Here is a 23345-nt window from a genome sequence, read left to right as displayed (position 1 = left end):
GGAAATGACCCACAGGGCATCGGGATGACCCAAAGGGCAGAGAGATGACGTCGAGCCTGGCGCCGTGGCTCGCCATTGCCGGGCTCGGCGCATTCCACGGGCTGAACCCGGCGATGGGCTGGCTGTTCGCAGTCGCCCTCGGCATGCATCGCAGGAGCCGGGCGACGGTGTTCGCCTCGCTCGGGCCGATCATTCTCGGCCACGCTTTGGCAGTGGCAGCGGTTCTGGCCGCCGTGCTCGCTTTCGGGATCGTCATCGATCACGGCCGGCTCGGCCCATTGGCCGGCGCGGTACTGATCGGCTGGGCGGCCTGGCATCTGGCCTATGGACATCGCCGCCGCGTGCGGATCGGCATGCAGACGGGCTTCCTTGGCCTCGCCATCTGGTCGCTGCTGATGGCGAGCGCGCATGGCGCCGGCCTGATGCTGCTGCCGGTGGTGATGCCGCTGTGCCTCTCGGGGACACCGGCAGCCGGTATCACCGCGCAGGCTTCGATCGGCACGGCTTTTGCCGCCCTCGGCGTCCATACCGGCGCGATGCTGGCGGTGATCGCCGCCATCTCGGTCCTGGTCTATGAATGGCTCGGCCTGGAGTTCCTGCGGAGAAGCTGGATCAATCTCGACTATCTCTGGAGCGCGGCCCTCGTGGCGAGCGGGGCGCTACTGGTTGTTTGGTGAATGGTGAATGGTGAATGGTGAATGGTGAAGAATAGATCGTAGTTCCCCGAGAAGGCCAACGACGAAGTCAGAACTTGGCCTCCGGGATCCAGAAAACTACCATTCACCATTCACCATTTCACCATTCACTACACCGGCAACGCCCCTCACACCGCCTCTGTCTATCAGTCGAAGTCGAAGAGCTCGCCGAGCAGCGACTTGCGTTTCTTGTAGGGACGGTGGTCGCCCCGATGCCGGTCGTCGCTGTCGTAGGAGCGATGCTCCTGGCGCTCGTACCGGCCCTCGTCACGCGGCGGCTGCCGGCCTTCGTCGCGCATGGCGGCACGCGGCCGCTCCTCGGGCGCCGAGCGCTCGATGATCTTGTCGAGCTCGCCACGGTCGAGCCAGACGCCGCGGCATTTCGGGCAATAGTCGATCTCGATGCCCTGGCGCTCGGCCATGACCAGATCGGCATTGTCGATAGGACACTTCATCGTCGTTCCTCTTTGAGCATCTGCGCTCGGGAGATAAGGAAGCGGAGGCAACATTCAAGGCTATGTGCGAGCGAGACGCTTGCGCTGGCTCTTTGATTCCGCTCCGGCCTTGTGTAAAGCGGGCCAGGACAATTTCCCGGAACGCAACCGACGGGTCTACGCAATGGACAAATTCACCAAGCTCACCGGCGTCGCCGCCCCCTTGCCGATCGTCAATGTCGACACCGATATGATCATCCCGAAGGATTATCTGAAGACGATCAAGCGCACCGGTCTCGGCGCCGGCCTGTTCGCGGAGATGCGTTTCCGCGAGGATGGAACCGAGAACCCGGATTTCGTGCTCAACAAGCCTGCCTACCGCAATGCCCAGATTCTCGTCGCCGGCGACAATTTCGGCTGCGGCTCCAGCCGCGAGCATGCGCCTTGGGCGCTGCTCGATTTCGGCATCCGCTGTGTGATTTCGACCAGCTTCGCCGACATTTTCTACAACAACTGCTTCAAGAACGGCATCCTGCCAATCACGGTCAGCCCCGAGGATCTCGACAAGCTGCTGGACGACGCGTCCCGCGGCTCCAACGCGACGCTCTCGGTCGACCTCGAGACCAAGGAGATCCGCGGCCCCGACGGCGGCGTCATCAAGTTTGACCTCGACGACTTCAAGCGGCATTGCCTGCTCAACGGGCTCGACGACATCGGCCTCACCATGGAGAAGGCCTCGTCGATCGCTGCCTATGAGCAGAAGGCTGCTACGAGCCGCCCCTGGGCCTGACCGCCGCGACGCTTTGCGCCGCATTCCTCGCGGCATTTGGACCGACCTTTCCGGCGGGCATGGACCCGCCCTCGATCCGGAGACGACGATGCGGGCTCTGAACCGCCTTGCGCTTGCGGCCGGCCTGTTGGTGTCGGCGACGGCTCACGCCCAGCAGGCGGCGCCGGAAGAGATCCCCTTCGAGGGCGGCAGGTTCACGATCACGGAGACCGCGGACCAGGACAAGATCCTTGCCTTTGACGGCAAGGAGATCGCCCGCAACTATGTCGTCTATCACGATCGGACCGTCACCATAGGCGGACGGCAGGTGGCGCTGTTTTCCGTCGGAGACGGCGGCAATGCCTGCGGCACGGCGACCGTGATCGCCTGGAAGCCGGAAAGCGGCGACATCAGGAGCGACATCGTCGGCGAGGACTGCGGTTCGCCGCCGGCCGCCGTCACCGGCGACAGCATCTATTTCGTGCCCTATCTCGTCCCAGGCGAATCCGCGCTGGCGGAAGTCTGGTCGCCCGATGAAGGCGTCAGGGTCGCCGGTACGCTGACCTTCACGCCGCAGCCGGGCACCCAATGGTCCGATCTCGATCCGTCCGGCCTGGACAACATCATCGACGCCTTGCGCAACGAAGCGATCTACCGGGACGCACAGAAGCTGCTCGGCTCGTCATTGACGGAGGTCATGACGGGCCTGCTTGTGGGCGGCGGGCCACAGATGCTGCCCTCGGGCGTCATCCATGCCAGCGGCTGCGTGCCGCACGCCTGTGGCAGCGCCGACGCCTTCATGGCCATCGACGCCAGGGGCCAGAAACTCTACTTCGCGCAGGAAAGCGACCAGCCGGAGCCACGGACGTGGCCGGCCCTCGACGGATGGCCGGCCGATCTGAAGCAGGCGATGCACACCGCGTTCAATCCGCCGCAATAGGAGGACCTATGCGCAAGCTCATCTCCACCGGGTCGCCCTTCGAGAAGACGGCCGGCTATTCGCGCGCCGTCGTGCAGGGCGACTGGTGCTTCGTCGCCGGCACGACCGGCTACGACTATGCAGCCATGACAATGCCGGACAGCGTCGAGGACCAGACCCGCAACTGTCTTGCGACCATCGCCAAGGCGTTGAAGGACGGCGGTTTCGATATGGCCGACGTCGTGCGTGCCCGCTACTACATCACCGACCAGGCCTATGTGGACCGGGTCTTCCCGATCCTCGGCGAGATCTTCGGCGACATCCGGCCGGCGGCGACCATGATCGTATGCACGCTCAACAAGCCGGAAATGAAGATCGAGATCGAGGTGACGGCGCTGCGGCGGACGGCGTAGGCGGCTCTCGCCGGCCGCGCTAGCCATCGCGGATCGGACGCCAAACTCCCCTCGCCCGGCGTCCGCTTCTGCTACTCCACTCTGAACTCCCCGCTCTTATTGAACAGAGCCTTGCCGTCGCGCTCTACGCCTGCCGTGACGCGATAGACGCCGGACGCCGGCGCACCCTTCTTGCCGCCGAAGGCCGAATAGTCCGCCTTGTTGCGGTCCATCGGGTCGCTGCGGTTGAGCGCGATCTCCTGTCCGTCCGGGCCGACGAGCCTGACGACGACCCTGTCGCTCCGGCGGAGATTGATGAACCAGGCCCAACCGACAATCGCCGGCGACGACGCCTTGGCCGCGGACGGCGGCCCGGAAACCGACAGGGCCGCATGATCGATCGGCCCACCGGCCAGGCCGAGGGCGATGATCTGAGGACCCGCTTCGCCGAGTGCGTCGACGATTTCGGCCGAGAACAGCGGATGCCTGGCCTCGCCCTCGACGAGACAGCCGGCGGCGAGCGGCTTGCCCGTCACCGGGTCGACGTCCTCGCCGTTCCTGCGCACCGTGACATGGACATGCGGGAACTGGGCGAGGCCCGACGCGCCCACCGCACCCAGCCTCTGGCCCCGCTTCACGGTCTCGCCCGGCTGCACCAAGAGGCTGCCCTGGCGCATGTGACAGTACTGGACCTCGATGCCTTCGCCATGATCGACGATCATCCCGTTGCCGCACTCCTTGCCGGATACGGAAGTGCGGTCGGCCTGGCTGGTCACCAGCCGGTCGGGCTCGCCGTCGCGCAGCCGCAGTACCTTGCCATCGGCCATGGCCACCACAGGAACGCCGCGTTCGACGTCGGCCATCGACAGGATGCGCAGGTCGGTGCCGTCATGGCCGTCATAGGTGGCGGTCCCGCAGAACGGGTCGACGGCGGCCGAACCCTTCCCCATGTCTGGATATTGCTGGACGAAGCAATCCTGCCCGATCCGGCACAAGGCCGGCAGGTCCAGGTCCAGCGCGAATACGGCCCGCCCGCTCAAAAGCACGAAGCCGCACGCGGCCAGCAATCGAATGATTGCCGTCCTATTCATGCGGGGGAAGGTAGAATGGTTCCGCAACGGAGGGAACCGGCATCGCCGAAAGAAGATGGACCGTTTCCTCCTTGCGCATCGGGGCCCGCGCGGTTAGCAAGAGCGCGGTTTTCCGCAGAATTTCGAAGAGGGTTCTCCATGGCATCGCGCAAACTTCTCCTCCTGCCCGGCGACGGCATCGGTCCCGAGGCGATGGCCGAGGTCAAGAAGCTGATCGCGGTGATGAATGCCGATCTCGGCGCCGGCTTCGAGACCGAGGAAGGCCTGGTCGGCGGGTCGGCATACGACGCCCACGGCAAGGCCATCTCGGAGGACGACATGGCCAAGGCGCTCGCCGCCGATGCCGTGCTGTTCGGCGCGGTCGGCGGGCCGAAATGGGACGGCGTCGCCTATGAGGTCCGTCCTGAGGCCGGCCTGCTGCGGCTGCGCAAGGACATGCAGCTCTTCGCCAATCTGAGGCCGGCGATCTGTTATCCCGCGCTTGCCGCGTCCTCGTCGCTGAAGCAGGAGGTGGTCGAGGGTCTCGACATACTGATCGTGCGCGAATTGACCGGCGGCGTCTATTTCGGCGAGCCCAAGGAGATCATCGATCTCGGCAACGGCCAGAAGCGCGGCATCGACACGCAGGTCTACGACACCTTCGAGATCGAGCGCATCTCGGGCGTCGCCTTCGAGCTGGCGCGCACGCGCAAGAACAAGGTGTGCTCGATGGAGAAGCACAATGTGATGAAGTCGGGCGTGCTCTGGAAAGAGGTCGTGGCCCAGACCCACAAGGCGAAATATTCCGACGTCGAGCTCACCCACATGCTGGCCGATGCCGGCGGCATGCAGCTCGTTCGCTGGCCCAAGCAGTTCGACGTGATCGTGACCGACAACCTGTTCGGCGACATGCTGTCCGACGTCGCTGCCATGCTGACGGGTTCGCTGGGCATGCTGCCCTCGGCCTCGCTCGGCGCGCCCGACGCCAGGACCGGAAGCCGCAAGGCGCTGTATGAGCCGGTGCACGGTTCCGCCCCCGACATCGCCGGCAAGGGCGTCGCCAATCCGATCGCCATGATCGCGTCTTTCGCCATGTGCCTGCGCTACTCCTTCGGCATGGTCGCCGAAGCCGACCGGCTGGAGGCGGCGATCTCGGCCGTCCTGGACGAGGGCCTGCGCACCAGGGACATCCTGTCGGAAGGCAAGACCGAGATCGGCACAGCCGCGATGGGTGACGCCATCGTCGCGCATTTCCGCGCCGCCTGAGCGCGGGGGATAACGCTCTTACAGAAAGAGGGCCGGAAAGCCGTTTTCCGGCCCTTTTCTAATAGAAGCCTATGAAACGGCCCGCGACCAGCACGCAGAGCCAGAGCGCCGCCGAGAAGATCACCTGCAGCCGCAAGGAGGCGGGAAGATTGCCGGACTTGGCGACCCGTGCCTCGAGCCGGCGGAAAAGCAGGAAGTTGAGGATCGCGATCGCCACCAGGACCATCTTCAACAGGAACACCGGCGAGGCCGCGTAGTCCCTTGCCCTGACGGCGAACAAGGTCGCTCCGGTCAGCACCGCGCCGGCGAAGGCGACAAATGCCACACGCCGCAGCAGGGCGACGAACGGCGCGGCGGGGACAGAACCAAAGGCGCCAAGCACCCTGAGATCCATCAACAGGACGCTGGTCACCAGGGCGCCGATCAACAGGATGTGCAGTGCGTTGACGAGCGGGTAGGCGACAAAGGAGCTCTTCAGCGCCAAAACCGGCGGCAGCCCCTCGATCGCCGCGAGAATATCGGCCATTCCCGACCGGATCAGTCTGACGGCGCCCGGTTGGGATAGACGTCGTAGGTCTTGCCGCCGACAATGATGCGGACCGCCTTCATCCGCCGTTCCGCCTTGTCGAGCGAACGGTTGCCGATCGCCGTAACCTCATCGCCCGGCTTGGCCGAGGCTTCCGTGAAGCCTGCCCGCTCGGTGGCCCGGGGCGGGGCGAGCTCGACCTTCCAGATCTCTCCGTCGACATCCACATCGAGCGTTGCATGCGGGTTCCCGACATAGACCTTGCGGATGACGCCCTTCAATTCGGACAGTTCTTCCACCGTCCAGGACCAGCCGTGATGGGCGAGCGCGGGGACGGCGCCCGCTCCGGACAGGGCGAGAGCGAGGCAGATCAGGCGGACATTTGCCAGCATTGTCGTCATGGTCGTCTCCCTGCGAGATGCAAGGAACTTATGGCCCGCGGCTGCATGGTCAAATCACATAGAAAGGAGGCCGTCCCCAGTTCCGAGCTTTCAGGCATCCGGCGTTTCGACCGGAACTGTGTCGAACCGGACGCCCGTCGGCACGGGTCCCCATTGGTTCTCGTGCTTCTGCGAGGGAACCAGGCCGAACACGAATGTTACGATCGCGCCGACGATGCTGAACACGACCGACAGCACGATCGGGAGGAGCGAGAACCATCCGGACAGGCCGATGTCGTGCAGCCTGCGGACCAGCAATGCGAGCGTGGGCAGGAAGGTGGCAAGCTGGACCACCACAACCAGAACGACGCTGACGACCGGCCATTCGCTGCCGGATTGGAAATTGCCGAGCCCGAAATCCGCCGCCGCAGCGGCGGCTGACACCGCGAACAGGCCGAGCCAGTAGAACAGGACGTAGCCCCAGAATTCCTTGCGGCGCGCGCGTCCCCTGAAATTCACGTAGTTTCTGGTGATCCCTCTCCAGAAATAGCCCCAAAGCCCCGTGTCCTCCGCATCGCTTGCCGCTGCAGACCGGCCGAATCGGCCCACGGCGCCAGCGCCTGTCCCCTGCATTTCGTCCCGCGTGATGAAAATCTCGCGGGCGGCGTCGCCGTCCGGCAGGAATTCGAGCGGCGTGCCCCTGCCGATCGGCGCATGTTGGCGCAACTCGCCACGGTCGAAGGAGTAACGCTTGCCGTCGGCGCCGGCTATGAAGCCGATTCCCAGTTCTTCGTCGAAATGCAGCACCTCCCCGCGCATGATCACCCCCCGACCGCCGCTCAGCCTGACGGCTTTCCTGTTATCTCCGGCAGGAAGGCTCATTCGCCGATGGATCTTTGTCCATGACATCGGGCACGGTTGACATGGACAAGACTCCTCGTCTATGAGCCAGTCGCAAATTCGGGCGCGTCCTCGGGCGCGCCCTTAATGTTCGGCCCTCGACGGGCCCCGACCCACGGGCTAGACCAATGAAGATCAAGAATTCGCTCAAGGCACTGAAGAGCCGTCACCGCGACAACCGCATGGTTCGCCGCAAGGGCCGCGTCTATATCATCAACAAGTCGGCTCCCCGCTACAAGGCGCGCCAGGGCTGATCTCCCGCCGGAGGCGTTTTGCTTCCGGATCGGCGCGGGCAATCCCGCATCACGCGGATTTCAGTTTGACCTTCCGCCGAGCGAAGTTAGACTCCGGGCATGCGGAGCGCATTCGCCTGCTTTCTGTTTCTGATTCTTGCCGGTGCCGGGCCGGCAATGGCTGCTGATTCCGGCAGCGATGCATCCGGCCAATCAATCGTCCAGACCGATGAGAACCGCCTCGACGGGCTGTTCGCGCAGCTCAAGCGCGAACGCAATGAAAAGGCCGCCGAGCGAATCGCGGGCAGGATCTGGCAGGAATGGTTCAAGTCGGGCAGCGCTTCCATCGACCTGATGATGTCATGGTCGAATGACGCGATCGAAGCCAAGAAGTTCGACGTCGCGCTCGATTTCCTCGACCAGGTGGTGACGCTCGACCCGGACTATCCGGAAGGCTGGAATCGCCGCGCCACCGTTCACTTCATGATGAACAACTACGCCAAGTCGATGGCCGACATCGAACACACGCTGGAGCTCGAGCCGCGCCACTTCGGTGCGCTCTCGGGGATGGCGCAGGTCCTGAAGAACACCGGCCGCAAGCAGCTCGCGCTCAATGCCTATCAGCGCGTACTGGAAATCTACCCGATGATGCGCAGCGCCCAGAACGAAGTGGCGACGCTGTCGGAGGAACTGGCGGGCGAAGGCATTTGATGGAAGGACGCCGTCGCGCCAGTTCCCTGCGCCAAGGCTCCTTTCGCACTTTTCTCCTTGCTTCGTCTCGCCCCGCATGAACCTTCTCTATGCCTTCGCGGCCTTCACGCTCGCGCTTCTGCTCGTGCTCGCCGGTATCACCCGCATCGGCAGCTGGCTGATCGAGCGCCGCCATCCCCCGGTGGGGAGCTTCACCGAGATCGGAGGGGCACGCATCCACTATGTTCACGTGCCGGCGTCCCCAGATGCGGACCTGCCGCCAATCGTCTTCATCCACGGCGCCAGCGCCAATCTCAACGACCAGATGGTGCCCTTGCGCCCGCTGCTGGAGGGCCGCGCCGAGCTACTGTTCGTCGACCGGCCGGGTCATGGCTGGTCCGAGCGCGGCGCCGGCAACGAGACGCCCGACGGGCAGGCCGCGACGATCGCGGCCCTGATGGACCATCTCGGCATCGACAGGGCAGTCATCGTCGGCCACTCCTTCGGCGGCGCCGTCGCCGCGGGCTTCGCCCTCACCCGGCCCGAAAGGACGAGCGGGTTGGTGTTCGTTTCCGCCGCCACCCATCCCTGGCCCGGCGGCGGGACCTCCTGGTATTACAGCATCGCGGCGCGGCCGTGGCTCGGCCGCCTGTTCGTCGAGACGATCGCCAATCCGGCCGGATCGCGCCGCGTTGCCGCCGCCACGGAATGCGTCTTTGCCCCGAACAAGGTACCCGACGCCTATCTGCAGGCGGCCGCCATCCCTCTCGTCCTGCGCCCATCCGCTTTCCGCTTCAACGCCGTCGACGTGGAAGGCCTTTATCGCCACGTCTCGACGGCGGCACCGCGTTATCGCGAGATCGCCGTGCCCACCGTCGTCATCTCGGGCGACCGCGACACGGTCGTCTATGAGGAAATCCATTCGGTCGGCCTGGCGCGCGACATTCCCGGCGCGGAGCTCGTCTGGGTGCGCAACCTCGGCCACAAGCCCGACTGGCACGCACCCGAGCTCGTCGCAGCGGCGATCGAGAAGGTGGCAGGCAGGGAGCGCGACCTGCGCGCGATAGCAGCTCTGGCCGAGGCCAGGATGGCCGGCGACATCCTCGACGTCGAATGCGTCGACGCGAAGGCTCCGACGAAGGCATTCGCAGCGCGCTGAAAGCCGGCGCAAGCCGCCGGCATTCACTCCCGGCGCTATTGAACTGGCAGCCCGAGCGATAATATGACATTTGTCTGCAATTCCCTGCGGATGTTCGGGATTCGGCGGCGCCTGTCAGATGGAAGCAACCGGCAAGCCAGAGAGCAAGTTCAGCGAGAGGAGGCTGTTCCAAAGCCTTCTGTCCTGGCTGTTCGCCGCATTCGCGGCCGCTGCGACGCCGATCGTGGCGAGCCCCGCAGAAGAATCCGGCGGCGTGCGGACATTGCGCGAAATCGGCCCTTCCGAAGGTCCATTGCGTCATATCGCCGACGCGTCCGCTCTCGTCGCGCCGGCCGAGACCGAGCGTGCCTGGAAGAACGATCCACGCGGCGATTGCGACGACGCCGCACCGGTCGTCTTGCCTGCCCCGCCCGCGGTCGCGAGCAGAGTGCTGGTCACCCTGTCCTTCCGCGCCGCCGACCAGACCAGTCAGAACACCGCCACGGGCTTCAGTTCCCGAGCACCGCCGGCCCTCGCCTGATCTGTCCGTCCACCCACCGATCTCCGGCCGGCCTGCCACCATCACGAAATTCCTTCCCAGGCGGGACCGGCCGTCCACAGGATGCGGGTCGTCGCATCCTTCTGCCCCACCGAAGCCTGTCCCGCCGCACGGGACCAAGTCGGCGCCTTGCAGGCTCGGTTGTTTGAAGGGACCACACATGTCGAAAACACACCCCCTCGGCTTCCGCATCGAGCGAGAAATCAAGGAAGCCCTCGTCAAGGCCGCCAAGGACGACCACCGTTCGGTTTCCTCGCTCGTCGAGCTCGTCATCGCGCGCTGGCTCAAGGAGCGCGGCTATCTCAGCGACGCAACCGACAAGGCCGCCTGATCCGAGGGACGCCACCGCATCGGCCCGAAAATCCCGCGCGGCTTTCGGGCCGATGACGGCCGCCCCCCGGGGCGCATCGACCGTCAGTCGACCTAGACTGCGTGGCACAGCGACCGCCGCGACGCCTGGCTGCCCCCGGTCCAGCGACCACGCACCGACCGCAACCCGGGATCAGAAGCGGAAATAGGGGGCCAGCAGGATCGCGTTGGAGTATTCCACGGCCCGTCCCGTCTCGCCGACGACGCGCGTCACGCGCACGACGGGCCTGCCTTCCTCGATCCCGGAAAGACGCGCTTCCTGCTCCGTGGCATGTGACGGCGCGAAATGCTCGTCGGCAATGAAGAGGTCGCCAGCGCCGCTTCTGCGTCGGATCAGTTCATAGAGGGAGCGACGTTCCAGTTCGACGCTGGGGATCTGCAGCGCGATGTCGAGCGGGAGCATCGATCGCTGCTGCACGACCGCTTTGCCGTCGAACAGCCTCAGGCGGCAGATTTCGCCGAGCGGTTCGCCCAGCGGAACGCCAAGGGCGTGTGCCTCGCCGATTCCGGCGCCGATCTCGCCGATGCGAAGCACCCGGGTGGACAGCCTGAAACCCGCCCGGCGCGCAGCGGTCGGGAGATCGACCACCATGTCGTGAGGCCAGTCTATGACCCTTCCGCGATAGAGGGTCCGGCGGCCACGACCCTTGACGATCAGCCCCTGTTTCTCGATCAAAGCCAAGGCCTTCCGCACGGTCCTGCGGGTAACGTCGAAATGGGAAGCAAGTTCGATTTCCGATGGAAGCGGGTCGCCGCTGCGCCACAGGCTGTTCGTCAACTCCGCCGCTATGGCCCGCGCGATGCGGTCGTAGGCGAATTGCTTCCTCTCGACGTTCAAGGCCGGCAAACCCTTGTCCCGGCGTCAATCACGAACAGGCCGCTGCCGCGCAATCTACACCTCCATCCCCGTGGTCAGGTGCAGGCCCGGGGCCCGGTCTTGTCAACCTCACCGCGCGGCTCAGCCCGGTTCCCCTTCCCGAAACGGACCGCCGGTTCCGCAAATGTCCCGGTCAGAAGTCTCCCTGACCGGCCAAGCGGGATGGGTTGACGCCGCAATAGGCGCGGAAGGAGGCCGCAAATCGCCCGGCATGGGCATAACCGACGCTTTCGGCGACACGGGCAATCGACATCCCGCCGCGGTCCAGCAGCTTCCGGGCGTGTTCCATTCGCCGCATCGTCAAGTACTCGTGGGGCGAGAGACCGGTGAAGCGCCGCATGCCTGTCGTCAGCGTCCGCGGCGAGACATCCAGCCGTCGCGCCAGTTCCGTGACCGTCGCCGGCAATTGCCGGGGGTCGTCGAGCAATCTGCGGAAACCTCTGACATGAGCCGGCAGGGGTCCGGCCATCGCCGCCTCAACGGTAGCGACCGGGGTGACGGGAACTTGATCGAACAGGGTATCGAGCACCGCATGGACGAGGGGCATTGGCGACAGCACCGCCGAGCCTGCCTCTATCTGTTCCGCGGCCATCAATCCGATCAGGCGCGCGATGCGTCGCCCGGCCGGTGTCTGGAGGTCGAGTTCGGCCTGAAAGACCGGTGTCCGCCGCGTGGTCTCGCCCGTATAGCGTTGCCAGGCCTGTTCAACGAAACCACGGTCCAGCCTCAACATCACCTGCGTGGTGTCGGCACGCCATGTGGAGCGCACATAGGCGCCTGGAGACAGGACAAGGCCGCTGCCGACGCGCGACGATACGCGCTGGTCGCCATAACGAACGTCGACGCCGCCGCCGAGCGGAAACTCCAGCATGTAGAAACTGTCGAACGTGCCGGCGTCGACGATGAGTTCGGGACCATAATGGAGGAGATTGAGGGAAGCGGCCCCCGAAGTGATCGCGTGATGGCGGAAATCGAGCCCCGCCGTCTGGTTCGACAGCAACAGCCGATGTGGGCGATAGCGGGTCGACAGGGCCGCGACAGCTTCGTCTGCGTTGCCGGAGCAGAGACCCGGCACGCTGGCCAGCCGATTTGAAGCGTCGATCAGGTCGGGCACCATCTTGACGAAAGGATAGGGACGTCGGGGCGGGTTGTCTATCCGGCCGGGGTGGACAAGCAGGCGATCGGCAGCTCATCGAACGATCGAGTACGCTATTGAAAATAAAGCATAATATCGAACCGCTCGCCATGACGGTTCCATTTGACCTGTTCCCCGCCGGCGAGGTGATTATCGCCGTCGAGCAAGGACGAGACGTATGAACAAGCCCTTAGATCCGAATTCCTTCCGCACCGGCCCCGACGAGCAGGGTATGTTCGGCATCTTCGGCGGCCGCTTCGTGGCCGAGACGCTGATGCCGCTGATCCTCGACCTCGAACGGCACTGGAACGAGGCCAAGGACGATGCGGCTTTCCGCGCCGAGCTGCAGGCGCTGTCGACCTTTTATGCCGGCCGGCCCTCGAAACTCTATTTCGCCGAGGGGCTGACGCGCCATCTTCGTGAGGTTTCCGCGGCCAAGGGCCGCGGGGGTGGCGCCAAGGTCTATTTCAAGCGCGAGGACCTGAACCACACCGGCTCGCACAAGATCAACAACTGCCTCGGCCAGATCCTCCTGGCCAAGCGCATGGGCAAGAAGCGCATCATCGCCGAGACGGGTGCGGGCCAGCACGGCGTCGCCTCGGCCACGGTCGCCGCCCGCTTCGGCTATCCTTGCGTGGTCTATATGGGCGCCACCGACGTCGAGCGGCAAAAACCCAACGTCTTCCGCATGAAGCTTTTGGGCGCCGAGGTGCGGCCGGTGTCGGCCGGCCACGGCACGCTGAAGGACGCCATGAACGAGGCGCTGCGCGACTGGGTGACCAATGTCGAGGACACCTATTATCTGATCGGCACCGCCGCCGGCCCGCATCCCTATCCGGAGCTGGTGCGCGACTTCCAGTCGGTGATCGGCACCGAGGCGCGGGCCCAGATCCTCGAGCAGGAGGGCCGCCTGCCCGACGTCGTCATCGCCGCCGTCGGCGGCGGCTCCAACGCCATCGGCATCTTCCATCCCTTCCTCGACGACCGCGGCGTCAGGATCGTCGGCGTCGAGGCCGGCGGACGCGGCCTCGACGGCATCGAGCACTGCGCCTCGATGAATGCCGGGCGGCCGGGCGTGCTGCACGGCAACCGCACCTATCTCCTGCAGAACGACGACGGCCAGATCCTCGACGGCCATTCGATCTCGGCCGGGCTCGACTATCCCGGCGTCGGGCCCGAGCACGCCTGGCTGCGCGACAGCGGCCGCGTCGACTATGTGCCCATCCTCGACGACGAGGCGCTCGACGCCTTCCAGCTGACCACCAAGGTCGAAGGCATCATCCCGGCGCTGGAATCGGCCCATGCCATCGCCCATGCGGTCAAGCTCGCGCCCGCCATGGACAAGGACCGGATCGTCGTCGTCAACCTGTCGGGCCGCGGCGACAAGGACGTGCATACGGTGGCCCAGATGATGGGCATGGAGATCTGATCATGACGACCCGCATCGACCGCCGCTTCGCAAAGCTCAAGGCCGAGGGCCGCCCGGCGCTGGTCACCTATTTCATGGGCGGCGACCCCGACTACGACACCTCGCTGTCGATCATGAAGGCGCTGCCCGGGGCCGGCAGCGACGTGATCGAGCTCGGCATGCCGTTCTCCGACCCGATGGCCGACGGCCCGGCGATCCAGGCGGCGGGGCTGCGGGCGCTGAGGGGCGGCCAGACCCTGGCCAGGACGCTGCAGCTCGCCCGCGAGTTCCGCAGGCACGACGCCGACACGCCCGTCATCATGATGGGCTACTACAACCCGATCTACAGCTACGGGGTCGAGCGCTTCGTGGCCGACGCGCTCGAAGCCGGCATCGACGGGCTGATCGTCGTCGACCTGCCGCCCGAGATGGACGAGGAGCTCTGCCTGCCCGCCCTCAGGGCCGGCTTGAACTTCATTAGGCTGATTGCAGCCAATGCGAGCGATGAGCGGTTGAAGCAACTGGTCGCTCGGGCCACGGGCTTCATCTATTGCGTCTCGACATACGGCGCCACGGGCGCGGCGAGCCCGGATTCGAAGACGGTGCGACACCTGGTCGAGCGCATTCGCGCCTGCACCTCGCTGCCTATCTGCGTCGGCTTCGGCATCAAGACGCCCGCCGATGTCAGGATGCTAAGCGAGATCGCCGACGGCGCCATTGTGGGCACCGAAATGGTTCGGGCCATCGCCCGCGGAATGGAAACCGGCGCCGGCGTTGCGACGGCGAGCGCGTTTGCAAGCAGCTTGCGTGATGCCGTTGCATCCGCCGGGGCTGCGCGGATGCCTCCTCCCAATGCCGTGACCGGCGGCCAATAGTCCACGAACAGCCGGCGCCCGGCCAAGATTGGGCGATGCGGCCGCGCCTCCTTCGGCCGCGGGCACGATCATCGCCAGCTTCCTGAGCGACAGCTATGGTCTTTCGGTGTAGGACAAAAGTCATAATCCCAAAGCATCGCTGCCTTTCCAAGGATGACTGTGACAGTCTCCGCGCACTGGCGCGCATCCCGAGTGAGATGAGCGATGCGCGGAACAGCGGATCATCCGAGGTCTCACGGGAGGACTACGACCCATGGCAGTTACGACAATCGTCGGCAGCTCGAGCCGAAGCATGTCGCGGGAGGAAAAGAAGGTCATCTTCGCTTCCTCGCTCGGCACCGTCTTCGAATGGTACGACTTCTATCTCTACGGCTCGCTCGCCGCCTTCATTGGCGCGACCTTCTTCAGCCAGTATCCCGAGGCGACGCGCAACATCTTCGCGCTGCTGGCCTTCGCCGCGGGCTTTCTGGTCCGCCCGTTCGGCGCGCTCGTCTTCGGCCGCATCGGCGACCTGGTCGGCCGCAAATACACGTTCCTCGTCACCATCCTCATCATGGGCCTGTCGACCTTCCTGGTCGGCCTTCTGCCTGGCTCAGCGAGCTGGGGCATCGCCGCGCCGGTCATCCTGATCGCGCTGCGCATGCTGCAGGGCCTGGCGCTGGGCGGCGAATATGGCGGCGCCGCGACTTATGTCGCGGAGCATGCTCCCGACGACCGCCGCGGGTACTACACGTCCTGGATCCAGACGACCGCGACGCTAGGCCTGTTCCTGTCGCTGATCGTCATCCTCGCCATCCAGGGCGTGATGAGCAAGGAAGACTTCGCGGCCTGGGGCTGGCGCATTCCGTTCCTCGTCTCGGTCGCGCTCCTCGGCGTCTCCGTCTGGATCCGGCTGTCGCTCAACGAGTCGCCGACCTTCCAGCGCATGAAGGAAGAGGGCAAGGGCTCCAAGGCCCCGCTCTCGGAAGCCTTCGGCCAGTGGAAGAACGCCAGGATCGCGCTGCTGGCGCTGTTCGGCCTCACCGCCGGCCAGGCCGTGGTGTGGTATTCGGGGCAGTTCTATGCGCTGTTCTTCCTGCAGAACGTGCTCAAGGTCGACGCCCAGTCGGTCAACGTGATGATCGCCATCGCGCTCGCGCTTGGCACGGTCTTCTTCGTCGTGTTCGGCTGGCTGTCCGACAAGGTCGGCCGCAAGCCGATCATCATGGCCGGCCTGGCGCTCGCCATCGTGACCTACTTCCCGTTGTTCAAGGCGCTGACCTGGGCCGCCAATCCGGCGCTCGCCACGGCGCAGCAGAATGTCCGCGCGAAGATCACGGCTGCTCCCGGCGACTGCAGGTTCCAGTTCAACCCGACCGGCACGGCGAAGTTCACCACTTCCTGCGACATAGCCACCTCCTTCCTGACCCGGAACTCGGTGCCCTATGATGTGGTGATTGGGGAGGCCGGCAAGGCGGCCACCGTCACTATCGGCGAGACGACGATCGAGTCCTTCGACGCCGTTGCCGCCGGCGACCAGGCCAAGGTCAAGGACGCAGCCTTCGCAAAGGCTGTGAACGTCGCCCTGCAAGGCGCCGGCTATCCGCTGGTGCGCGACGCAGCGAAGGTCGCCGACCAGAAGCTCGACGCTTTCATCGCCGCCAATCCCGAACTGAAGCTCGACGCGGCCGCGATCCGCGGCGGAGAAAAGGCAACGGTTCCGGTCGAGCAGGCGATCAAGGACAAGCTGGTCACGGCCGAGGAAGCGGCCGGCGCGACCGAAGTTTCTGTCTTCAGCATCCCCGGCGCCGGCGCCTTCAAGATGGTCGCCGATCCGGCCGGCGTGAACTGGCCGATGATCATCGCCATCCTGTTCGTGCTCATCGTCTATGTGACGATGGTCTACGGCCCGATCGCGGCGATCCTGGTCGAGATGTTCCCGACCCGCATCCGCTACACCGGCATGTCGCTGCCCTACCACATCGGCAACGGCTGGTTCGGCGGTCTGCTTCCGGCGACAGTGTTCGCCATGAGCGCGGCGGCCGGCGACATCTACTACGGCCTCTGGTACCCGATCGCCATCGCGGCCATGTCGCTGATCATCGGCATGATCTTCGTCAAGGACACGCTCGGCACCGACCTCCACGCCAAGGACTAGCTCCGGCGAGCCCCGAAAGAGGCCCCGGCAGGTGCGAGCCTGCCGGGGCTTTTGATTGGCGGCTGCGCCCTCGCTGCATATTGACAGACGGCGCGCGCTCCTCCACCTCAGGGCCGGACCGCATCTTTCTGCGCAATTCCCGGCCGCGGGTTCCGAACCGAACAGGTTCCGGCGCTTCCAGGATTGCCCCAAACGCGAGAGGCCACCCGACATGACCGGGTATTTTTCCTCCCCCTTCCCCCGCCGCGCCTCGGTCGGGGTCGATGTCGGCGGTGTCATGGTCGGCGGCGGCGCGCCGGTCGTGGTGCAGTCGATGACCAATACCGACACGGCCGATATCGACCAGACGGTGGCGCAGGTCGCCGCGCTCCACAAGGCGGGCTCCGAGATCGTACGCATCACCGTCGACCGCGACGAGAGCGCGGCGGCCGTGCCGCGCATCCATGAACGGCTTATGCGGCTCGGCATCGACGTGCCGCTGGTCGGCGACTTCCATTATATTGGCCACCGTTTGCTTGCAGATCATCCGGCCTGCGCCGAGGCGCTCGCCAAATACCGCATCAATCCCGGCAATGTCGGCTTCAAGGAAAAGAAGGACAAGCAGTTCGCCGCGATCGTGGAGATGGCGATCCGCTACGGCAAGCCGGTGCGCATCGGGGTCAACTGGGGCTCGCTCGACCAGGACCTGCTCACCCGGTTGATGGACGACAACCAGAAAAACGGCTCGCCGCTGACCGCCCAGCAGGTGACGCGCGAGGCGATCGTGCAGTCGGCGCTGCTGTCGGCCGAGGCGGCCGAGGAAATCGGCCTGCCGCGCGACCGGATCATACTGTCCGCCAAGGTCAGCCAGGTGCAGGACCTGATCGCGGTCTATGCCGAACTCGCGCAGCGTTCCGACCATGCGCTGCATCTCGGCCTCACCGAGGCCGGCATGGGCACCAAGGGCATCGTCGCGTCCTCCGCCGCCATGGGCATCCTTTTGCAGCAGGGGATCGGCGACACGATCCGCATTTCGCTGACGCCCGAACCCGGCGGCGATCGCACGCGCGAGGTCCAGGTGGCGCAGGAACTGCTGCAGACCATGGGCTTCCGCCAGTTCATCCCGATCGTCGCCGCCTGCCCCGGCTGCGGGAGAACCACCTCGACCGTGTTCCAGGAGCTTGCGCAGGAGATCCAGGCCGACATCCGCAGGAACATGCTGGTGTGGCGGGAGCGTTATCCCGGCGTCGAGGAACTGAAGGTTGCGGTGATGGGATGCATCGTCAACGGCCCCGGCGAATCGAAACATGCCGATATCGGCATCTCGCTGCCAGGCACCGGAGAGACGCCGACGGCACCCGTCTTCATCGACGGCCGGAAAGCCGCGACGCTGCGCGGCCCTGGGATCGCCGCCGATTTCCAGAAGATGGTCGCCGACTATATCGAGCAGCGTTATGGCCGGAGCGGCAAGCAGGCGGCTGAATAGGACCACGGTCGGGCTGGCGCTGCTTCTTGGCGCAGCGCTCCATGGGGGCTCCGCGCGCGCCGATCCGCCGGGCCGGTCCTTGCCGCCCACCATCCACCGCATCTGCGACCTGATCGAGGCCCACGCAACCCGTCACGGGCTGCCGACCGATTTCTTCGCACGGCTCATCTGGAAAGAGAGCCGCTTCGACCCGAATGCGCTGAGCCCGGCGGGTGCGCAAGGCATAGCGCAGTTCATGCCCGGCACAGCCAGGATGCGCGGCCTCGCCGACCCCTACGATATCGACCAGGCGATCCCGGCCTCGGCGCGCTACCTCGGCGAGCTCAAGGCCGGCTTCGGCAATCTCGGCCTGGCGGCGGCCGCCTACAATGCCGGCGAATCCAGGGTTTCGCGCTGGCTTGCGCGCGGTGGCTTCCTGCCGCTGGAGACGGAAAACTACGTCATCGACATCATGGGCGAGCCGGCCGACAGCTTCAGCGACAAGGCGCATGCCGGCACGGTGCAACCGCTCGACCCGAAACTCCCTTTCCGTGACGCCTGCCGCAAGCTGCCGATCATCATGTCGGCTACGATCCCGATGGCCGCCATCAACGTCAAGCCCTGGGGCATCCAGGTAGCCGGCAACTTCCGGCAGGCCGCGGCGATCAGGCAGTGGCAGCGGCTGAAGGGTCGTTTCCCGGCATTGCTCGCCGGCCACGAGCCAGTGGTGAGCCGGGTGCGTACGCCGATCGGCCGGCGCGGCATCTATGCCGTCAGGATCGGCGCCGACGATCGCGGCGAGGCCAACGGCATCTGCAACCAGCTCCGTCGGATCGGCGGCTCCTGCGTCGTGCTGCGCAACAGGTAACGAACGGCCCGGGACGGGGACGTCACGCACTCTTCGCCAGCGCCTGTTCGCTGAGCCAGGTGCCGATCTTGGCGCCGAGACGGTCCGGCGAGACCGGTTTCGGCAGATAGTCGTCCATGCCGGCCTCGATGCACTTCTCCCGATCGCCCTTGAGCGCATGGGCGGTGACGCCGATGATCGGGGTATGCGCGCCGCTCGACGCTTCGACCGTGCGGATGGCGCGAGCAGCCTCGTAGCCGTTCATCTCGGGCATCGAGACATCCATCAGGATCAGCTTCGGCTTCAGCGTGCGATGCAGCTCGACCGCCGTGCGGCCATTGCCGGCGATGCGGTAGGACAGGCCGAGCCCGTTGAGGATCTGGCCGAAGACGAGCTGGTTCACCTCATTGTCCTCGGCGATCAAAATGTCGATCCGCTGCGCCGCCACGGCCGCCGCCTCACGCATGTCGTTGATGGCGGCAGGCGGCGCGACCGACGTGCGGAGCTTGGTGAAGGCCGGCTTCGGGGCGAGCTCCGCCGGCTGGCGGACGAAGGCAGCGCGGCCGGCCCCCGAGCGCGCTTTCTGGATGACGGCGATCACCGTTCCGAGCAGCACCGCCGATCGGGCCGGCTTGGTGAGATGGGCGGCGATGCCGTAATCGAGCACCAGCCGGCCGAAATCGACCTGGTCGACGGAGGTCAGCAGGATGACGGGTATCTTCGCGATGCGCGCATCCCCGGCGATCGCCCTGGCGACATCGGCGCCGTTCATGCCGGGCATCTGGTAGTCGAGGATCACGGCGTCGACCCGCGCCCAGAGCTGCGCTGCCCGGTCGAGGAAAGCGAGACCGACCGCGCCGCTTTCGGCTGCCGCGCAGTCGAAGCCCCAGTTCCTCAACTGCTCCAGCAGGATCTCGCGGTTGACCGCATTGTCGTCGATGACGAGCACCCGCGCGCCGGTGACGTCGACGGGGACCGGCGCGGATGCGGGCTCTGCTTCGTGGACGGGCAGCGGCACGGTGAACCAGAACGCCGAGCCGCGCCCGACCTGGCTCTCGACGCCGATGCGGCCGCCCATCATGTCGACCAGTCGCGCGGCGATCGCCAGGCCGAGACCGGTGCCCTCGTGGCGGCGGGTCGAGGAGCCGTCGACCTGCGCGAATTTCTCGAACACCGACTGCAGCTTGTCGGGCGGGATGCCGATGCCCGTATCCTCGACGCGTATGTGAAGATGTACCGCGCCCTCTCGTCGCTCGCCGGTCACGTCGATCAGCACGTGGCCCTTCTCCGTGAACTTCACGGCGTTGCCGAGCAGGTTGGTGACGATCTGCCGGAAGCGTCCGACATCGCCGACCAGGGTCTCGGGCAGGCGCGGATCGACCCGCACGATGAGTTCGAGGTCTTTCTCGGCGACACGGGCGCAGATCAGCGTCGCGACGTCCTCCACGGCCTCGGCGAGCCCGAACGGCGCCGGATCGAGGGTCATCTGGCCGGCATTGATCTTGGAGAAGTCGAGGATATCGTTGATGATGGTGAGCAGCGCGTTGCCCGACTTGACGATCACCTCGGTGAAGGTCTTCTGGCGGCTGTTGAGCTCGGTCCTGGCGAGCAGCTCGGCCATGCCGAGCACGCCATTCATCGGCGTGCGGATCTCATGGCTCATATTCGCAAGGAATTCGGACTTGGCGCGGTCGGCGGCCTCGGCCTTGAGCAGAAGCGCTTCCGATTCCTCGATGGCCCGGCGGATCGCCTTTTCCATCGGCCGGAAGATCCAGAGCCCAACGACGCCAAGCACGAGCAGCACGAGGCCGCTGGCGGTAACCAGGAACCTTGCGGCCTCGGCGCCGGCGGCACGCCGTTCGTTCTCCAGAGCCACACGGGCTCGCGTGAGCATGGGTTGCGCGAACAGGTCGTTCTGGTTCTTGATGGCGCGAGCACTCCACTCGTCCCATTTGTCCGCCGCCGCCAGCAGGCCGAGATTGCGCACCATATCGCGGGCCGACCAGAACAGGTCGCCATTGATCGAGGCGGCATCCATCTCGTCCGCCGCCGGGCCGGACAGCCGCGGCCGGATCGCGGCGATGTCTGCTCCGATGGCGTCGATGGCCGCGTTCAGCCGCTCGACATGGCCGAGGGCAGCGCCGGCGAGCTCACCGCGGGATTCGGGGCGCCAGGAATTCGAGGTCTGCTCCGCGAAGCTGCTCGCATTGCGCAGCTCGCGGGTAAGCGCCGCGATGCCGACGCCGAGCTGCTCGATCTCCCGCTCGTATGAGGCCATCCTGTTCAGCGCGAACATGACGCCGCCTGCCGCGAGCGCTATGACCAGCAGCCCGGAAATGTAGCGGATCCGGATCGATCGGATGAAGGACGAGGACTTCGGCAAGGCTCCGCTCCGCTCAACTCGATACATGCGAGCGGAGCCGATTACGACCGATATGAATTAAAGAAACGTTCTGGCCTCTACCGGGAAGGGTAGCGCTGCAACGGATTCGGATGTCACTGCTCAGTTGCGCCGGCGCGCGACGAAGGTGGCCGCCTGACGCAGGCGGGCAGCCGCATCGCCATAGGGATCGAGCAGCGCCTCGGCCTGCTCCACCAGCCCCTTGAGCTGTCGCCGGGTCCAGTCGATGCCGTAGAGCCCGGCGAGCGTCGCCTTGCCGGCCGCGGCGTCCTTGCCGGTCGCCTTGCCGATGGCGCCGGCGTCGGCCGTGAGATCGAGCAGATCGTCGGCGAGCTGGAAGGCGAGGCCGATCGCCGAGCCGAATTCGGCGAGGCGCTCGCGGTCGGCTGGTGCCGCGTCGGCAACGATAGCGCCTGCTTCGCAGGCGAAGCGTATCAGCGCGCCCGTCTTCATTGCCTGAAGCGTGATGATGCCAGCCTCGTCGGGTGCCTGGCGCTCGGCCTGGAGGTCCAGCGCCTGGCCGCCGGCCATGCCGCCGAGGCCGGCTGCACGGGCAAGCGCCAGGACGAGTTCGAGCCGCCGCGCCGGCGGCAGGGCGGTCGCTTCGTCGGCCAGGATATCGAAGGCGAAGGTCAGCAGGCTGTCGCCGGCCAGGATCGCCGTCGCCTCGTCGAAGGCTTTGTGCACCGTCGGCTGGCCGCGGCGCAGGTCGTCGTTGTCCATGGCGGGCAGATCGTCATGGATCAGGGAATAGCAGTGAACGCATTCCAGCGCGGCGGCCACCCGCATGGCCGCATCGCCCGCGGCACCCAGCATGGCAGCGCTCTCCAGCACGAGGAAGGGCCTGAGGCGCTTGCCCCCGTTGAGCACGCCATGGCGCATCGCCGCCAGCAGCCGTTGCGGACGCGCGATCTCGCCGGCCAGCAATCGCTCGTCAAGCAGGCCGTCGAGCACGGCCTCCACCGCCCGCGCGCGGCTTTCCAGCACGATTTCGAAAGGTATAGCGTCGCTCCCGGTCATGCGGCGAGGGGTAGCCGACACTCCGACATTGCGCAAGAAGCCCCGTCCCTTTATGCCGGGGGATGAGAGATCTTCCGGAATCCATGGGCTCCAGGGGAATGGACGGGCTGACCGAGCCGATCGTAGAACCGGACACCGAGGGGATGGCCATGTCGGGCAGGAAGGGGCGCAAGCCGGGCAAGACCCTGCGCCGCTGGATATGGCGCGGCATCATGGCCTGCGTCGTGCTCGCTATGATCCCGGTTGCGCTGACCTTCCTGTATCTGCCCTCTTTCGTCCATCCGATCTCGACACTGATGATGAAGGATCTCGTCACCTTCAGCGGCTACGACCGACGCTGGGTGCCGCTTGAGGACGTGGCACCGGTCATGGTCCATTCGGTGATGATGTCGGAGGACGGCCAGTTCTGTTCGCATTACGGCATCGACCTCGGCGAGCTCAACGCCGTCATCGACGACGCCATGGCCGGAGAGCCGACCCGCGGCGCCTCGACCATCCCCATGCAGACGGTCAAGAACCTCTATCTGTGGCACGGCCGCTCGCTGCTGCGCAAAGTGATCGAGCTGCCGCTGGCCGTCTATTTCGACCTCGTGATGCCAAAGCATCGGATCATGGAAATCTATCTCAACATCGCCGAATGGGGGCCTAACATCTACGGCGTCGAGGCAGCCTCGCAACATTATTTCGGCAAGCCGGCGAAGGAGCTGAACCGCAGGCAGGCGGCACTGCTCGCCGTCACCTTGCCGAACCCGGCCATTCGCAACCCGGCCAGACCCTCGGCCGGCATGCGCCGTCTGGCCTCCGTGATCGAGCGCCGCGCCGCGCGCGCTGGCGACTATGTGGGCTGCGTCGATTAGACCG

At 65.9% G+C, this 23345-nt stretch carries 25 protein-coding genes; 16 read left to right on the top strand and 9 right to left on the bottom strand.

Annotated features, from left to right (window positions below; genetic code table 11):
• Positions 1 to 44: 44 nt before the first annotated feature.
• Positions 45 to 677, top strand: coding sequence for a hypothetical protein (locus JN280_RS08315; RefSeq protein ID WP_202311398.1), 633 nt, complete (start codon positions 45 to 47; stop codon positions 675 to 677).
• Between the two features lie 164 nt (positions 678 to 841).
• Here JN280_RS08315 and JN280_RS08310 read toward each other — a convergent pair whose 3' ends face one another.
• A complete protein-coding gene (locus JN280_RS08310; protein ID WP_202311397.1) occupies positions 842 to 1150 on the bottom strand; it encodes a TFIIB-type zinc ribbon-containing protein in 309 nt (102 codons plus the stop codon).
• Positions 1151 to 1313: 163 nt separating this feature from the next.
• Here JN280_RS08310 and leuD point away from each other — a divergent pair, with 163 nt between their 5' ends.
• The 3 genes from leuD to JN280_RS08295 all read left to right on the top strand — a co-directional run bounded on the left by leuD (position 1314) and on the right by JN280_RS08295 (position 3230).
• Positions 1314 to 1919: a 3-isopropylmalate dehydratase small subunit gene (gene leuD, locus JN280_RS08305; protein ID WP_202311396.1), complete on the top strand. Its 606-nt coding sequence runs from the start codon at positions 1314 to 1316 to the stop codon at positions 1917 to 1919.
• 88 nt (positions 1920 to 2007) lie between these two features.
• Complete coding sequence (locus JN280_RS08300; protein WP_202311395.1) at positions 2008 to 2838, top strand: hypothetical protein; 831 nt, start codon at positions 2008 to 2010, stop codon at positions 2836 to 2838.
• Between the two features lie 8 nt (positions 2839 to 2846).
• Complete coding sequence (locus JN280_RS08295; RefSeq protein WP_202311393.1) at positions 2847 to 3230, top strand: RidA family protein; 384 nt, start codon at positions 2847 to 2849, stop codon at positions 3228 to 3230.
• Between the two features lie 71 nt (positions 3231 to 3301).
• On the opposite strand, the gene JN280_RS08290 is transcribed toward JN280_RS08295, so the two are convergent.
• A complete protein-coding gene (locus JN280_RS08290; RefSeq protein ID WP_202311391.1) occupies positions 3302 to 4276 on the bottom strand; it encodes a M23 family metallopeptidase in 975 nt (324 codons plus the stop codon).
• Positions 4277 to 4438: 162 nt separating this feature from the next.
• On the opposite strand from JN280_RS08290, the gene leuB reads away from it, so the two are divergent.
• Positions 4439 to 5545: a 3-isopropylmalate dehydrogenase gene (gene leuB / locus JN280_RS08285; protein WP_202311390.1), complete on the top strand. Its 1107-nt coding sequence runs from the start codon at positions 4439 to 4441 to the stop codon at positions 5543 to 5545.
• 58 nt (positions 5546 to 5603) lie between these two features.
• On the opposite strand, the gene JN280_RS08280 is transcribed toward leuB, so the two are convergent.
• The 3 genes from JN280_RS08280 to JN280_RS08270 form a co-directional block, all read right to left on the bottom strand.
• A complete protein-coding gene (locus JN280_RS08280) occupies positions 5604 to 6071 on the bottom strand; it encodes a hypothetical protein (RefSeq protein WP_202311388.1) in 468 nt (155 codons plus the stop codon).
• A gap of 11 nt (positions 6072 to 6082) precedes the next feature.
• Positions 6083 to 6472, bottom strand: a complete 390-nt coding sequence (locus JN280_RS08275) for a DUF6152 family protein (RefSeq protein WP_446720718.1) — start codon at positions 6470 to 6472, stop codon at positions 6083 to 6085.
• Between the two features lie 90 nt (positions 6473 to 6562).
• Positions 6563 to 7333, bottom strand: a complete 771-nt coding sequence (locus JN280_RS08270) for a DUF805 domain-containing protein (RefSeq protein ID WP_244743105.1) — start codon at positions 7331 to 7333, stop codon at positions 6563 to 6565.
• 146 nt (positions 7334 to 7479) lie between these two features.
• Between JN280_RS08270 and ykgO the strand changes: the two genes are divergently transcribed.
• The 5 genes from ykgO to JN280_RS08245 all read left to right on the top strand — a co-directional run bounded on the left by ykgO (position 7480) and on the right by JN280_RS08245 (position 10302).
• Entirely contained in the window at positions 7480 to 7605 is a 126-nt protein-coding gene (gene ykgO, locus JN280_RS08265; RefSeq protein ID WP_202311386.1) for a type B 50S ribosomal protein L36, read from the top strand.
• Positions 7606 to 7704: 99 nt separating this feature from the next.
• Entirely contained in the window at positions 7705 to 8295 is a 591-nt protein-coding gene (locus tag JN280_RS08260) for a tetratricopeptide repeat protein (RefSeq protein WP_202311384.1), read from the top strand.
• Positions 8296 to 8371: 76 nt separating this feature from the next.
• Complete coding sequence (locus tag JN280_RS08255; protein WP_202311382.1) at positions 8372 to 9433, top strand: alpha/beta fold hydrolase; 1062 nt, start codon at positions 8372 to 8374, stop codon at positions 9431 to 9433.
• Positions 9434 to 9551: 118 nt separating this feature from the next.
• Complete coding sequence (locus JN280_RS08250) at positions 9552 to 9953, top strand: hypothetical protein (protein ID WP_202311380.1); 402 nt, start codon at positions 9552 to 9554, stop codon at positions 9951 to 9953.
• Positions 9954 to 10131: 178 nt separating this feature from the next.
• The gene (locus JN280_RS08245; protein WP_202311378.1) at positions 10132 to 10302 is read left to right on the top strand and encodes a hypothetical protein; all 171 of its coding nucleotides are present in this window, start codon (positions 10132 to 10134) and stop codon (positions 10300 to 10302) included.
• Between the two features lie 171 nt (positions 10303 to 10473).
• On the opposite strand, the gene JN280_RS08240 is transcribed toward JN280_RS08245, so the two are convergent.
• Both JN280_RS08240 and JN280_RS08235 read right to left on the bottom strand, forming a co-directional pair.
• Positions 10474 to 11187: a GntR family transcriptional regulator gene (locus tag JN280_RS08240; RefSeq protein WP_202311377.1), complete on the bottom strand. Its 714-nt coding sequence runs from the start codon at positions 11185 to 11187 to the stop codon at positions 10474 to 10476.
• Between the two features lie 163 nt (positions 11188 to 11350).
• The gene (locus JN280_RS08235) at positions 11351 to 12292 is read right to left on the bottom strand and encodes an AraC family transcriptional regulator (RefSeq protein WP_244743103.1); all 942 of its coding nucleotides are present in this window, start codon (positions 12290 to 12292) and stop codon (positions 11351 to 11353) included.
• 238 nt (positions 12293 to 12530) lie between these two features.
• Here JN280_RS08235 and trpB point away from each other — a divergent pair, with 238 nt between their 5' ends.
• The 5 genes from trpB to JN280_RS08210 all read left to right on the top strand — a co-directional run bounded on the left by trpB (position 12531) and on the right by JN280_RS08210 (position 19084).
• Positions 12531 to 13781, top strand: a complete 1251-nt coding sequence (trpB, locus tag JN280_RS08230) for a tryptophan synthase subunit beta (protein ID WP_202311375.1) — start codon at positions 12531 to 12533, stop codon at positions 13779 to 13781.
• A 2-nt stretch (positions 13782 to 13783) separates the two neighbouring features.
• Positions 13784 to 14635, top strand: coding sequence for a tryptophan synthase subunit alpha (gene trpA / locus JN280_RS08225; protein WP_202311374.1), 852 nt, complete (start codon positions 13784 to 13786; stop codon positions 14633 to 14635).
• Between the two features lie 253 nt (positions 14636 to 14888).
• Positions 14889 to 16772, top strand: a complete 1884-nt coding sequence (locus JN280_RS08220) for an MFS transporter (protein WP_202311373.1) — start codon at positions 14889 to 14891, stop codon at positions 16770 to 16772.
• Positions 16773 to 16983: 211 nt separating this feature from the next.
• Positions 16984 to 18237 carry a flavodoxin-dependent (E)-4-hydroxy-3-methylbut-2-enyl-diphosphate synthase gene (ispG, locus tag JN280_RS08215; RefSeq protein WP_202311372.1) on the top strand — a complete coding sequence of 418 codons (1254 nt, stop codon included), beginning with the start codon at positions 16984 to 16986 and terminating at the stop codon, positions 18235 to 18237.
• Entirely contained in the window at positions 18206 to 19084 is an 879-nt protein-coding gene (locus tag JN280_RS08210; protein ID WP_202311371.1) for a lytic transglycosylase domain-containing protein, read from the top strand. The genes ispG and JN280_RS08210 overlap by 32 nt, the downstream gene beginning before the upstream one ends.
• Before the next feature lie 22 nt (positions 19085 to 19106).
• Here JN280_RS08210 and JN280_RS08205 read toward each other — a convergent pair whose 3' ends face one another.
• Together JN280_RS08205 and JN280_RS08200 are read right to left on the bottom strand one after the other, a co-directional pair.
• Complete coding sequence (locus JN280_RS08205) at positions 19107 to 21446, bottom strand: response regulator (RefSeq protein ID WP_202311370.1); 2340 nt, start codon at positions 21444 to 21446, stop codon at positions 19107 to 19109.
• Positions 21447 to 21566: 120 nt separating this feature from the next.
• Entirely contained in the window at positions 21567 to 22484 is a 918-nt protein-coding gene (locus JN280_RS08200) for a polyprenyl synthetase family protein (protein ID WP_202311368.1), read from the bottom strand.
• A gap of 98 nt (positions 22485 to 22582) precedes the next feature.
• Here JN280_RS08200 and JN280_RS08195 point away from each other — a divergent pair, with 98 nt between their 5' ends.
• Entirely contained in the window at positions 22583 to 23341 is a 759-nt protein-coding gene (locus JN280_RS08195; RefSeq protein ID WP_202314622.1) for a biosynthetic peptidoglycan transglycosylase, read from the top strand.
• The last annotated feature ends 4 nt before the right edge of the window (positions 23342 to 23345 follow it).

The organism is Mesorhizobium sp. L-8-10 (assembly GCF_016756635.1).
In the GTDB taxonomy this organism is placed as follows: domain Bacteria; phylum Pseudomonadota; class Alphaproteobacteria; order Rhizobiales; family Rhizobiaceae.
This window is presented reverse-complemented; position numbering and strand designations above follow the sequence as displayed.